The organism is Allorhizocola rhizosphaerae, assembly GCF_003426775.1.
Classification (GTDB): domain Bacteria; phylum Actinomycetota; class Actinomycetes; order Mycobacteriales; family Micromonosporaceae; genus Allorhizocola; species Allorhizocola rhizosphaerae.
On the sequence record NZ_QJUG01000230.1, the window covers coordinates 1 to 12980 of the forward strand.

Below are 12980 nucleotides of genomic sequence, written 5' to 3' on the forward strand. Positions count from 1 at the left end.
CCGGAAACTTCGCCCTCGAGCCGCGCCTGTCCCTGCTTCAACCCGGAAACTTCGCCCTCGAGCCGCGCCTGTCCCTGCTTCAACCCGGAAACTTCGCCCTCGAGCCGCGCCTGTCCCTGCTTCAGCCCGGAAACTTCGCCCTCGAGCCGCTTCTGGCCGTCGACCAGCCCGACCAGCAGGAAGCTGTGTTCCTGGAGCTTCTTGCTCTGCTCAAGCTGAGTGATGCGAAGGGCGCTCAGGACCCCGCCTGTCGCCTTGTGCACCGCCATGACCTCGTGCATGGTGCCGAGTGTCTCACGGAACTCGGCACGCAATCCTTCTTCGTTGGCCTCGAGCCGCATGACGCGGTCGTCCAACTGTTCAATTGTGATTGTCACGGGTGCGAGTCTAGAGGTTTCGCCGAGTATAAGCAACTAAGTCGTCGAGGGGTCGGTGTAGGCATCGATGGCGGTCTGGTAGACCTCCAAAACCTGTTGCGCCACAACGGGCCAGTCATACGCGGCGACCGCCTTGCGCGCGGCTTCCGACAGGGCCTGCCGCCGCTCGCCATCGTCCAGCAGGTCCACAATGGACGATGCGAGCGCCTCGCTGTCGCCCACCGGGAACAGCACGCCCGCCTTGCCACCATCCAACACGCGCCGGAACGCATCCAGGTCGCTGGCGATGATGGCCGCGCCCGCCGCCATGGCCTCGGTCAGGATCATGCCGAACGACTCGCCGCCCGTATTGGGTGCCACGTACACATCCACGGTGCGCAGCATCCGCGCCTTGTCCTCTTCGGACACTCGCCCCAGGAATTCGATCCGCGACGCGACAACGTGCGGCAGCTTCACCTCGTCCAAGTCGGACGGTCCGGCCAGCAGCAGCCGCAGCGCGGGCCGTTGCGGCATAACGGCTTCCAGCGCCTGCGCCAGCACATCGAATCCCTTGCGCGGCTCGGTGAACCGCCCGAGGAACCCGACCAGCTCCCCGCTGTACGACAGCGGCAGCGCATCGGCGAACTTCGACACCGCCACGCCATTGGGGATCTCCACGGCACCACCGTCGAGATGCTCCACCTGCACCCGCCGGGCCAGCGCGCTGACCGCGATCCGCGCCGTAATCCGCTCCAGCACCAGCTGCGCGACCTTGCGCCCCGCCGACAGCACGGCCGACCGGGTCATCGCCGTGTGAAACGTCGCGACGATGGGCCCATCGCACGCCATGACCGCCAGCAGCGACAGCGACGGCGTGGTCGGCTCGTGCACATGCACCACATCGAACGACCCCTGATTGAGCCACCGCCGCACCCGCGCCGCCGAGATGGGCCCGAAGTTGAGCCGCGCCACGGACCCGTTGTATGGCACCGCCACCGCCCGCCCGGCCGCGACCACATAGGGCGGCAGGTCCTGCTCGTCGTCGGCGGGCGCCAGGACGCTCACCTCGTGCCCCATCGCGATGAGCGCCTCAGCCAGGTCGCGCACATGCAACTGGACCCCGCCTGGAACCTCCATCGAGTATGGGCAGACGATCCCGATCCGCATGTCACGTCCCTTTTTCGGATGGCCCCGCTGGGTCGGTGAGCCACAGCTTCTGCAGCATGTGCCAGTCGGCGGGGTGGGCCGCGATGCCCTTCGCCAGCTCGTCGGCAACCTGCTGGGTGAGCATCCTGACCCGCACGTCCAACGGTCCCACATCCGCCTGCGGGACCGTCAATGGGCCTATTGTCTGTCCACACGGAACATCCGGGCGGTACCACATATTTACCACATACAATGGCGCACCGGTCCGGATGGCGAGCAGCGCCGGGCCCGCCGGCATCTTGGTCCGCCCCCCGAAGAACTCCACTTCGATGCCACGCCGTGACAGGTCCCGGTCGGCCAGCAGCGGCACGATGTGCCCGGCCCGCAGCGCCCGCTCAAGCCCGTCCAGCGGCGCGGCCCCGCCCGAGTGCGGGATGATCTTCATGCCGAGGCCCTCGCGGAACTCCAGAAAACGCCGATAGAGCCCCTCCGGCTTGAGCCGTTCGGCGACCGTGGTCAGCGGCAGCCCGCAGGCCGTGACCATCGCGCCCGCCGCGTCCCAGTTGCCCGCGTGCGGCAGCGCCACGATCGCGCCCGTGCCGGCCTCATGCGCCTCGGCGAGCAGCTTCAACCCGTCGAGGTGGAAGCACTCGCGCAGCTGCGCCGGTGAAAGCGACGGGAGCCGGAACGCCTCCAGCCAGTACCGCGCGTACGACCGCATCGCGTCGCGCAGCACCTCGAACGGGGGATCCTCCCCGAGCACGTTGCGCAGATTGCGCGCCAGCCGCTGCACCGACGGCCCGTTCTTGCGCACGGCCCGGTCGGCCCCCGCCCGAAACAGTGCCGACGCCACGGGCCCCGGAAGCGCCCGCACAGCGCGCCACCCGGCAGCGAAACCCCACTCGATCAGACGATCCTTCATGGGTGGCTCTTCAACGAAGCGTGCCAAATCCGGTGCACGGCCGTCACCACCGAGCCGATCGCCACCAACCAGAGCGCGACCGGGAGCCCCCACGACACCCCGAACCCGGTGAGCAAGGCGCCCACCCCGACGGTGATCAGCCGCTCGGCCCGCTCGACGAGCCCGACGTCGGCGTCGAGCCCGAGGCTCTCCGCCCGCGCTTTCACATACGACACCACCTGACCGGCGACGAGTGCGATCAGCCCGGCCGCGGCCGACCAACCGTCGGAGCTCATCAGGTACCAGAAGATGATTGAAGAAAAAATGGCACCGTCGGCGACTCGGTCCATTGTGGAATCGAGCAGGGCGCCGAATTTGCTCACCGTCCCCCGGGCGCGGGCCATCGCACCGTCCATGACATCGGTCAATCCGAACACCAGCACGATCAACACGGCCCAGAGGAACTCGCCCCGCGCCGCGAACCCGACCGAGCCCGCGACCACGCCCGCGGTGCCCGCGACGGTCACCGCATTGGGCGAAACGCCCGCGCGCAGCAGTGCCTGACCTGCAGGATCAAGGAGGCGGGCGGTGGCCGCCTTGCCGACAACACTAAGGATCTTCGCCATGATGCCAGTAACCATAACCGGATCGCGAGTCGGGGTTGTGTCGGAAGGTCCGCGGGTGTCTTATCGGAAAACAGAGGCGAAACCTTAGGAGGCGGGCATGGCACGCGGCACTTCAGACAAAGCAACCCTCGGCCCTGCCCCGACAGCGGAGGATCCTGCCGGGGTTAGAAACATCGTGCTGGTCGGACATGCGGGCAGCGGCAAAACCACGCTGGTGGAGGCCGTGCTGGCGGCGACCGGCACGATTCCTCGCGCCGGTTCGGTCGTCGAGGGCACGACGGTGTGTGATCACGATCCGGCGTCGGTGAAACAGCAGCGCTCGGTCGCGCTGGCGTGCGCGCCGATCACCCACAATGGCATAAAGATCAACCTTTTGGACACGCCGGGATATGCCGACTTCGTTGGTGAGCTGCGAGCCGGGCTGCGTGCCGCCGATGCCGCGCTGTTCGTGGTCAACGCGGCAGACGGCATGGACGCCACGACTGCCGCGCTGTGGCAGGAGTGCGCCGATGTGGGCATGCCCCGAGCGGTGGCGATCACCCGACTCGATCACCCGCGGGCCAACTTTGACGAGACGCTTGAGCAGGCCAAGGAGGTGTTCGGCGAGGGGGTGCAGCCGCTTTACCTACCGATGCATGGCGATGACGGCGAGTCGGTGGTCGGCCTGATCGGCCTGATCTCGCAGCGGGTGTTTGATTATTCCGGGGGCTACCCGCCGGTCGCCCGCGATCCCGACGCCGAGCACCTGCCGATCATCGAAGAGTCCCGCAACGAGCTGATCGAGTCGATCATCGCCGAGAGCGAGGACGAGACGCTCATGGATCGCTACCTCGCCGGCGAGGACATCGAGCACTCGACGCTCATCGAAGACCTGGAGAAGGCTGTCGCCCGCGGGCACTTCTACCCGGTCGTCCCGGTGTGCTCGGAGACCAAGGTGGGCATCGATGCCCTGCTGGAGCTGTTCGCGGGGGCGTTCCCGACCCCGCTGGAGCACCCGGTGCCACCTGTCTCCACAGTGGACGGCAAGCCGCTCGAACCGTTCACCTGCGACCCGTCCGGCCCGCTGGTGGCCGAGGTGGTCAAGACGACCATCGACCCATACGTGGGCCGGGTCAGCCTGGTGCGCGTGTTCTCCGGCACGCTCAAGCCCGACACCCCGGTGCACATCAGCGGCCACGGGCTGGAGGAGCGCGGCCACCCCGACCACGACGCCGACGAGCGCGTCGCGCACATCTACTCGCCGCTGGGCGCCAACCTGCGCGAGGTCAACATGTGCGTGGCGGGCGACGTCTGCGCGATCACCAAGTCGACGGCGGCCGAAACCGGCGACACCATCTCCAGCAAGGAAAAGCCTCTGCTCATGGCGCCGTGGTCGATGCCCGAGCCGCTGCTGCCGATCGCCATCGTGCCCAAGACCCGCTCCGACGAGGACGCGCTGGCCAAAAACCTCGCCAAGCTGGTGGCCGGCGACCCGACGCTGCGCCTGGAGCGCAACCCGGAGACACATCAGCTGGTGCTGTGGTGCATGGGCGAGGCGCACGCCGACGTGGTGCTCGACCGGCTCAAGTCCGGTGGTGTGGAGCTCACGACCGAGCCGGCGAAGGTCGCGTTCCGGGAGGCGTTCGTGACCGGGAGCAAGGGCCACGGGCGGCACGTCAAGCAGTCCGGCGGCCACGGGCAGTACGCGGTCTGCGACATCGAGGTGGAGCCGCTGCCGCGCGGGTCCGGGTTCGAGTTCGTGGACAAGGTGGTCGGCGGGGCCGTGCCGCACAACTACATCCCGAGCGTGGAGAAGGGCGTGCGGACCCAGATGGAGCGCGGCCTCGTCTCGGGCAACAAGGTCGTCGACCTGCGCGTGACGCTCTTCGACGGGAAGGCGCACAGCGTCGACTCGTCGGACGCGGCGTTCCAGACCGCGGGCGCGCTGGCGCTCAAGGACGCGGCCGAGAAGGCGCAGGTGACGCTGCTTGAGCCGGTGGACGAGGTGGTCATCACGGTGCCCGATTCGGCCGTGGGCTCGGTCATGAGCGACATGTCGTCGCGGCGCGGGCGGGTGCTCGGGACGGAGTCGGACCCCAACGGCGGCGACCGCGCGGTGGTCCGGGCCGAGGTGCCGGCCATGGAGTTGCTGCGCTATCTGGTCGACCTGCGCTCGATGACGGCCGGGGCAGGCACGTTCACTCGGACGTTTGTTCGTTACGAGCCAATGCCGGCTCACCTGGCGGAGCAGGTGAAGAAGGAGTCCTCGCACCACTAGCGAAGCGGGAGCGCGCTCTTTCGAGAGCGCGCTCCAACGGCAGGAAGCTCAGCATCGCGACCAGATGCGGCGCGAACGAGATCGTGATGGTCGCGATGGTCACGAGGTGAAACGAGTAGAAGAACGCGACCGCGCGCAGCCGCCACCTCTGCGGCAGGAAGAAGATCAGCGGGCTGGCGAGTTCGAACGCCATGATGCCGATTTGCGCCCCGATCAGGGCGCCCGGGATGGGTGCGATCCAGTGCGCCAGGTCCGTGCCGCGCCGCAAGATCGCGCGGGCCAGCACCGACCCGGTCATCCAGTCCGGCCCGCCGTAGCGCAGCTTCGCCCACGAGGCGAGGAAGTAGGTGGCGACGACTCCAATTTGGACAACCCGCAGCGCCCAGCCCGCCTTCTCGCTCGGCCTCCGGTCGCCCCACTTCGCCGCGCCGACCGTGGGGAGCACCGCCAGCGCCACCAGGAACGCGAACCGGTCATGGTCCACCTTCCCGTAGCTCATCGCGATGATCATCCACTCGAAATAGAGCGCGAAGACCGCCCAGCCCAGCAGCCTCGGTGCCCGGTTGGACAGCGCCGCCAGCGACACCGCCAGCAGCGCCCAGAAGATCACGTTGATCAGCAGGGGTGTCGGCGTGGGCAGATGCAGCACCCGGGCCACCCAAAGCGGTTCATACAGCGCCGGATCCGCGTGGGCATGATCCTTCACCCACGGCGTGAAGACCACCAGGTCCAGGGCGACGAACAGGTAGGCGAGGCTCCGGAAAATCGCCACGCGCCCCTTCGGCACGCTTTCAAAAAGCCACTTACTCACTTTGGTACCGGCCAAGCCGCTAGCACTTTGTCGGTGTGCCTCCCGGTGGGACGACTCGCCTGGATCTCATGCAGGCGCAGCACATATCGCACCTCCGCCAGGCGCGGGCCGGCCGGGTTGCGCTCGTCGTAGGCCTTGGCCACCTCGCACAGCAGGCTCGGGTTCGCCGCGAAGGCGTCCTGCTTCGCCTCGATCTCGGCCCGCCGCAGGCCCGTCTGCCGCTGGCCCAGCACGATGACCCGGCCATCGACCGTGGTCGCGTCGATGCGCGGGTCGGGCGCGGGCTCGTTGGGCGGATTCTCGCCCGCATACATGCGGAACGGCGCGAACGGGAAGTGGTCGTCCGACCCCCACGTGCTGGTCACGAACAGCAGCGCCACGCCGGTCAGGGTCACCACGACCCGCACCGCTCGGCCCACCGGGGTTAACGTCTCCATATCGGGCTAGATCGTACAGCTCCCGACGCCCTGGCTGCCCGGACCTATGGACGACGCCGCGGCCATCCCGGACGACGAATTCCGCGACGCGCCGCCCAGGCCGACTGAACCAGCCCCGCCACGGCCACGGTGGCTAGCGGCGATCCGCCGGGATGGCGCAGGCCGCGGTGCCGCCGGGCAGGCGATGCCGGTTGCGGGCGACAAGACGGTAAACCGGCCAGGCCAACCGGCTGACCGAACGCGGCTTCAGCAGCCACCCCAGCGGCCGCCAAGCCCAATTGCTCGACCGCAGGAGTGCCCCGATCGCGTCCGGCCCGGCGAGCACGGGCGACCCGGCGGCCACCCACTGCACCGCTTCGAGACAGGCCTCGCGCGTCAGCCCGAGCGCCGCCAGATCGGTGAACTGCCACGGCACGATTGCGGCCGGGGTCGGGGTCCACCGCTGGATGAACCGCGCGCACGACGTGCAGAACGCGCAGTCACCGTCGTAAATGAATGTCGGGTTCACGCCGCCCATCCTAGGCTCCCGGCCGTTGCGCCGAGAGCAGCTGTGACGCGGTCACCAGCCCGGCGTGCCGCTGCAACCGCTCCCAGGTAGAACGCGGCCGGCACGCGCAGTCTGTCCAATGTGTCCAACACCTGCGGCAGGGGCGGCGGCGAGCTCGAGCGCCTGCCGAGGAAAACTCAAACCCAAGCGTCCCGCAGCAGGTCACGCGTGTCGTCGAGCAGCTGGGGCAGGGCCTTCGTCCCGCCGACCACCGGCAGGAAGTTGGAGTCCCCACCCCACCTGGGCACGATGTGCTGATGCAGGTGCCCGGCGATGCCCGCCCCGGCCACGCTGCCCTGGTTGATGCCGATGTTGAACCCGTGCGCGTTGGACACCTTGCGGATGACGGTCATCGCCCGCTGCGTGAACGACGCCAACTCCGCGGCCTCCTCGGCGAACAGCTCCGTGTAGTCGGCGATGTGCCGATACGGGCAGATCAGCAAATGCCCCGGATTGTACGGAAACTTGTTGAGCACCGCGTAGACAAGTTCGCCGCGCGCGACCAGCAGCCCCGAGAAGTCCTCACAGAAGGGGCAGCCCACGGGCTTCTCCGGCCCGCTGACGTAGGCCATGCGCCAAGGCGTCCACAACCTTTCCAACCCATCGGGCGATGAGGAGGTCACGATTCCCCAATCCTGCGCGTGGTCAGCTCCATCCACTTCTCGGGCTCAGCGTGCGGGGTGAATCCCAGCTTCTCGTATACCGCGTGGGCGTCGGATGTGGCTAGAAGGATGCGATACACCCCCGTCGCGAGCAGCTCGTCGCGGATGTGCGCGAGCGCCCACGACGCCAGCCCGCGCCCACGATGGTCCCGGTCGATGAACACGTCGCACAGCCAGGCGAACGTCGTCTTGTCGGTCACGACCCGAAAGAACCCGGCCTGTTCGCCGCCGCCCGTGTAGAGACCCCAGACCATCGAGTTTTCGATGGACTTGACGATGTCGGCCCGCGGGCGGCCGCGCGCCCAGTACGTCTCGGTCGCGAGCCAACGCTCGACCCGGTCCAGGTCCAACCGGGACGGCGACGGATCAAGCATGGCTCCGGACTCATGCACCCGCATGGGAGGGTCCCACGTTGGTCCGCGACCGGACCACCTCGACCACGTGCGCCACCGCCTGGTCCAGCGGCACACCGTTCCACTGCGAGCCGTCCCGGTAGCGGAACGACACGGTCCCGTCCGACACGTCCTGATCACCGGCGATCGCCATGAACGGGATCTTCTGCTGCTGCGCGTTGCGGATCTTCTTCTGCATCCGGTCGTCCGAGGTGTCCACCTCCGCCCGGATGCCGACCGCACGCAGGCTGTCCACAAAGGACGCCAAATAGCCGGCATGGTCCTCCCGGATCGGGATCCCCACCACCTGAACGGGCGCCAGCCACGCCGGGAACGCGCCCGCGTAGTGCTCGGTGAGCACACCGAAGAACCGCTCGATCGACCCGAACAACGCCCGGTGGATCATCACGGGCCGCTGCCGCGTGCCGTCCGCCGCCTGGTATTCCAGCCCGAACCGCTCGGGCATGTTGAAGTCGACCTGGATCGTGGACATCTGCCAGCTGCGCCCGATGGCGTCCCGGGCCTGCACGCTGATCTTCGGCCCATAGAACGCGGCGCCGCCCGGGTCGGGCACGAGCTCCAATCCGGACTCTCGCGCCGCCTGCTCCAGCGCGGCCGTAGCCTCCGCCCAGTTTTCGTCCGATCCCACGAACTTCAGCGAATCGTCGCGAGTGGACAGTTCGAGGTAGAAGTCGGACAGCCCGTAATCCGAGAGCAGATTCAGGATGAACGTGAGCAGGAACTTGATCTCGCCCGCCATCTGCTCCCGGGTGCAGTAGATGTGCGAGTCGTCCATGGTCAGCCCGCGCACCCGGGTCAGCCCATGCACCACACCCGACTTCTCGTACCGGTAAACGGTCCCGAATTCGAACAGCCGCAAGGGCAGTTCGCGGTACGACCGACCGCGAGCCCGGAAAATCAGGTTGTGCATCGGGCAGTTCATCGGCTTGAGGTAGTACTTGGCTCCTTCAAGCTCCATGGGCGGAAACATCGTGTCTGCGTAGTAGGGCAGGTGCCCCGACGTGAGGAACAGCTGGTCCTTGGTGATGTGCGGGGTGTTGACGAACTCGTAGCCGGACTCCTCGTGGCGCTTGCGCGAGTAGGCCTCCAGCTCGCGCCGGATGATGCCGCCCTTCGGGTGAAACACCGCCAGCCCCGACCCGATCTCATCGGGGAACGAGAACAGGTCGAGCTCCACCCCCAGCCGCCGATGGTCGCGCCTGGCGGCCTCCTCCAGCATCTTCAAATAGTCTTTCAATTGGTCGCGAGTCGGCCACGCCGTGCCGTAAATCCGTTGCAGCTGCGGGTTTTTCTCCGATCCCCGCCAGTACGCCGCCGCGCTCCGCATGATCTTGAAGGCCCCGATGAGCCGCGTGTTGGGCAGGTGCGGCCCGCGGCACAGGTCGCCCCAGCACCGCTGCCCGTCCTTGGTGAAGTTGTCGTAGATGGTCAGCTCGCCGCCGCCGACCTCCATCACGTCTTCCTCGACGTCCCCCTTGATGTCGACCAGCTCCAGCTTGAACGGCTCGTTGGCCAGCTCGGCCTTGGCCTCCTCCACGGAGTCGAACCGGCGCCGCTTGAACGTCTGCCCGGACTTCACGATCTCCTGCATCCGCTTCTCGATCTTGTCGAGATCCTCCGGATGGAACGGCTTGGGCACGCCGAAGTCGTAGTAGAAGCCGTTCTCGATAGGCGGGCCGATGCCCAGTTTGGCCTCGGGGAAGATGTCCTGCACGGCCTGGGCAAGCACGTGGGCGGTCGAGTGGCGCAGCACGCCCAGCCCGTCGGGCGAGTCGATGCGCACCGGCTCGACGGCCGTCTCCACCTCGGGTGTCCAGTCGAGGTCGCGCAGCTGCCCGGACGGGTCGCGGACCACCACGATGGCGGCAGGCCCCGTCGTCGGCAGGCCCGCTGCGGCGATGGCGGCGGCGGCGGGCTGCCCCGGTGCGACGACGACAGGCTCGATGCTCACGATGAGCTCCCCACAAAACTAGAGACGGTTTTGTCCGATGCTAGCGGGAGCTCCATCCTCACCTGAATCGAGTCACCGCCCAGCCGAACAACGCCGCCGTGAAGAACATGATCACGCTGTACACGGCCGCGGGGATCGCCATCTCCGTGTTCGTGAGCAGCGTGGTCGCGATCACGATGGCGAGCGTCCCGTTGTGGATGCCGATCTCCATGCTGGCCGCCAGCGACTCGGGCTTGCCCACCCCGGCGAGCCTCGGCGCGAGGTAGCCCACCGCGAGGCTGATCAGGTTGAACACCAGCGCCACGAGTCCGACGAGCGCGAAGTATCGCCCGATGTTCTCCCGCTCCCCGATGATCGCGCCGACGATCACCACGACCAGCACGACGATCGACAGGATCCGCACCGGCCGGTGCATCCGCTCCGCGAACGCCAGCCACCGCGCCCGCACCAGCATCCCCAACCCAACCGGGATCAGCACGATCGCGAAGACCTGCACCACTTTGTCGAATTGAAGACCTATTTCTCCGGTACCGACAAAGCGCGCGAGCGACAGGTTGACCACGATCGGCAGGGTGAACACCGCGAGCACCGAGTTGACCGCGGTCAGCGTCACGTTCAACGCCACGTTCCCGCCGAACAGGTGGCTGTACAGGTTGGCCGTGGTCCCGCCCGGAGAAGCGGCGAGCAGCATCATGCCCACCGCGAGCGCGGGCGGCAGCCCGAACGCCAGCACGAGTCCGAAGCAGACGGCCGGAAGCAGCAGCACCTGGCACACCAGCGCGATGAGCACCGCCCTGGGGTACACGATGATGCGTTTGAAGTCCGCGACGGTCAGGCCGAGCCCGAGGCCGAGCATGACTATCCCGAGCGCGATGGGCAGGAAGACCTGGGTCAGCACCGAATCCATAGCCGAGAATTCTTCAGGCCCCCGCGTCGTCGGCGACAGTCACCGAACGGCTAGGCTCCCGATCCATGTTCAGTTGGATCTGGCGTTTGCTCGGGCGCTCGGCGCGGCCCGGCGACATCTACTGGGCCGACGTCCCGTTCGAGGACGGCCCGGGTTCGAAGATGCGCCCGTGTCTCATCCTCAGGCCGCGCTGGAACGGCTACGACGTCCTGAAGATAACGAGCCGGGATCAGTCGCACCGGCGTGACCACGTCCAGATCTCGACCCGGGCGTGGGATCGCAACGCCACCAAGGACAGCTATCTGGACCTGAGCGACCCGCTGCGTGTGCGGACGCTCGACAACCGCGCGGGCGCGCTCGACTCGGCCACGTGGCAAAAGGTCCGCACGCTGCACCGGGTGTGACCCGGATCGGCGTCAGCCACGCGCCTCGCGCAGCGCATCCCTCGCCATCGCGTAGGCGTGCAACACCCGCTCTGCCGGCGCCACCACATATTCCGCCGCGACCGCCGCCACGCCCACCCGCAACCGGGCCTGCACGCGCCGCCGCTGCCGCCGGGCCGCGAAGCGCACGACCGGCCGCACGAGCATCGACAGGAGCAGTCCGCCCAGCAGCCCACCCACCAAAAGCGCGGTAGGCCAAGGGATTCGGCCCAACGTCGGCAGCGGCGGCTCGGGCAGGGCAAGCGCGAACATGACATAGCGCACCGCGAGCCACGCCAGCCCGGCAACCGCCGCAGCCACCGCCACCCATTGCAGCGCACCGACCGCCCGCCACCACAACCGCCGCCGTGCCAGCCCGAGATCGGTCTGCGCCACGGCCCGGTCCAGCGCGTCCGGCAGGTCGTCCATTTTGGACCGCATGGCCCGCAGCACCGACTCCTGCCACGGCCCCGGCAGTGACTCCCCCACCCGCGAGGCCGCGTCCCGCACACCCAACGCGACCGCCGCCTGTGCCGCGGGAGCAGCCGGCCCGATCGACGTGGCGGCCGCCGGGTTTTCCAGATGCAGGCGGCTCAAAGGATCCGGCCTCAACCGGCGCAGCCACCGCAGCAGCGGCCACCCGGTGACCTTTCTCGCCCGGTGCACATAGGCTTTCTCGGTCGCATCCGCCACGACCGGCACCCCCGCCGCACGGGCCAGCGCATCGGTGAGCGCGTCCCGCGTTCGTCTCCCAAACCCATCCATGCGCCCAGCCTCGCCCATGAGCGGCTCCAGCCCGGCCGTAACCTCGTCCAAATCCGCGCTGAGCCGGCGCAGCGCCGCCTGCCGTGCCGCGACCACTTTGGACAGTGCGCCCGTCAGCGCGTCCAGCCCCGGCGGCCCGAGCGCGGAACTCGTGAGCACCGGCACGTCCTCCAGACCGTCCTTTTTGAGCAGTTGGCGCAGGTCGCTCACGCACTCCTGAAGGTCCACACTGGACAGCAGATCCACCTGGTTGAACAGCACCACCGTGATCTCGCGATGCCGATGGAACCGCGCCAGGTAGCTCTTGTGCACCACCTTGTCGGCATACTTCTGCGGGTTGAGCACCCACACGATGAGGTCGACCACCGACAGCAGCCGGTCGGCCTCCACCCGGTGCGACTGCCGCACCGAATCGAAGTCCGGCAGGTCGAGCAGCACCAGCCCGGACAGTTGGGGCTCGGCCGCACGCTGGAACCTCCGCCGCACGCCGAGCCAGTCCAGCAGCCCGTCGGCGCTGTCCTCTCCCCACACGCACGCGTGCGCCTCGTCCGTGGTCGGCCTGCGCGCGCCGGTCCGCGACAGATCCAGTCCAGCCAGCAGATTAAAGACCGTCGACTTTCCAGTACCGGTCGACCCCGCCAACGCCACGACCGTATGCGCCCGCGACAGTGAAAGCCGCTTGCCCGCCCGCTCGATGAGCGCCTCGGCCGGTACGAGATCCGCCTCAGACAGGTGCCCGCGAGCGGCCGCCACAAACCGCCCCAGCGCCTCCCCGCGCT

14 protein-coding genes are annotated in these 12980 nt (G+C 68.1%); 2 read left to right on the forward strand and 12 right to left on the reverse strand.

Translation table 11 applies throughout. From position 1 onward, the window contains the following. The 4 genes from DM816_RS34070 to pgsA all read right to left on the reverse strand — a co-directional run. On the reverse strand, positions 1–377 hold a 377-nt coding region (locus DM816_RS34070), incomplete at its 3' end, for a hypothetical protein (protein WP_211588970.1). A gap of 36 nt (positions 378–413) precedes the next feature. Further along, positions 414–1523 (reverse strand): glycosyltransferase family 4 protein, encoded by a 1110-nt coding sequence (locus DM816_RS34075; RefSeq protein ID WP_117214583.1) that lies wholly within the window; start codon positions 1521–1523, stop codon positions 414–416. A gap of 1 nt (position 1524) precedes the next feature. Next, positions 1525–2424 carry a phosphatidylinositol mannoside acyltransferase gene (locus DM816_RS34080; protein WP_117214584.1) on the reverse strand — a complete coding sequence of 300 codons (900 nt, stop codon included), beginning with the start codon at positions 2422–2424 and terminating at the stop codon, positions 1525–1527. Next, entirely contained in the window at positions 2421–3029 is a 609-nt protein-coding gene (pgsA, locus tag DM816_RS34085; protein WP_117214585.1) for a phosphatidylinositol phosphate synthase, read from the reverse strand. Before pgsA ends, DM816_RS34080 begins: the two co-directional genes overlap by 4 nt. Positions 3030–3126: 97 nt before the next feature. Between pgsA and DM816_RS34090 the strand changes: the two genes are divergently transcribed. Further along, on the forward strand, positions 3127–5286 hold the full coding sequence (locus DM816_RS34090) for an elongation factor G-like protein EF-G2 (protein ID WP_117214586.1): 2160 nt from the start codon (positions 3127–3129) through the stop codon (positions 5284–5286). Here the strand turns inward: DM816_RS34090 and DM816_RS34095 are convergent. The 7 genes from DM816_RS34095 to DM816_RS34125 form a co-directional block, all read right to left on the reverse strand. Then, on the reverse strand, positions 5207–6058 hold the full coding sequence (locus tag DM816_RS34095; RefSeq protein WP_246002518.1) for an HTTM domain-containing protein: 852 nt from the start codon (positions 6056–6058) through the stop codon (positions 5207–5209). The genes DM816_RS34090 and DM816_RS34095 overlap by 80 nt on opposite strands. A gap of 35 nt (positions 6059–6093) precedes the next feature. Beyond that, entirely contained in the window at positions 6094–6534 is a 441-nt protein-coding gene (locus DM816_RS34100) for a hypothetical protein (protein ID WP_117214588.1), read from the reverse strand. Positions 6535–6667: 133 nt separating this feature from the next. Continuing rightward, positions 6668–7051 carry a thiol-disulfide oxidoreductase DCC family protein gene (locus DM816_RS34105; protein ID WP_117214589.1) on the reverse strand — a complete coding sequence of 128 codons (384 nt, stop codon included), beginning with the start codon at positions 7049–7051 and terminating at the stop codon, positions 6668–6670. 167 nt (positions 7052–7218) lie between these two features. Then, on the reverse strand, positions 7219–7653 hold the full coding sequence (locus DM816_RS34110; protein WP_117214590.1) for an HIT family protein: 435 nt from the start codon (positions 7651–7653) through the stop codon (positions 7219–7221). 47 nt (positions 7654–7700) lie between these two features. Beyond that, positions 7701–8141, reverse strand: a complete 441-nt coding sequence (locus DM816_RS34115; protein WP_117214591.1) for a GNAT family N-acetyltransferase — start codon at positions 8139–8141, stop codon at positions 7701–7703. After that, positions 8128–10107 carry a threonine--tRNA ligase gene (gene thrS, locus DM816_RS34120; RefSeq protein ID WP_246002519.1) on the reverse strand — a complete coding sequence of 660 codons (1980 nt, stop codon included), beginning with the start codon at positions 10105–10107 and terminating at the stop codon, positions 8128–8130. Before thrS ends, DM816_RS34115 begins: the two co-directional genes overlap by 14 nt. 58 nt (positions 10108–10165) lie before the next feature. After that, complete coding sequence (locus tag DM816_RS34125; RefSeq protein WP_117214593.1) at positions 10166–11014, reverse strand: bile acid:sodium symporter family protein; 849 nt, start codon at positions 11012–11014, stop codon at positions 10166–10168. Between the two features lie 65 nt (positions 11015–11079). Between DM816_RS34125 and DM816_RS34130 the strand changes: the two genes are divergently transcribed. Then, complete coding sequence (locus DM816_RS34130) at positions 11080–11418, forward strand: type II toxin-antitoxin system PemK/MazF family toxin (protein WP_117214594.1); 339 nt, start codon at positions 11080–11082, stop codon at positions 11416–11418. A gap of 12 nt (positions 11419–11430) precedes the next feature. Here DM816_RS34130 and DM816_RS34135 read toward each other — a convergent pair. Next, the coding region (locus tag DM816_RS34135) for a GTPase (RefSeq protein ID WP_117214595.1) at positions 11431–12980 on the reverse strand (1550 nt) is incomplete at its 5' end.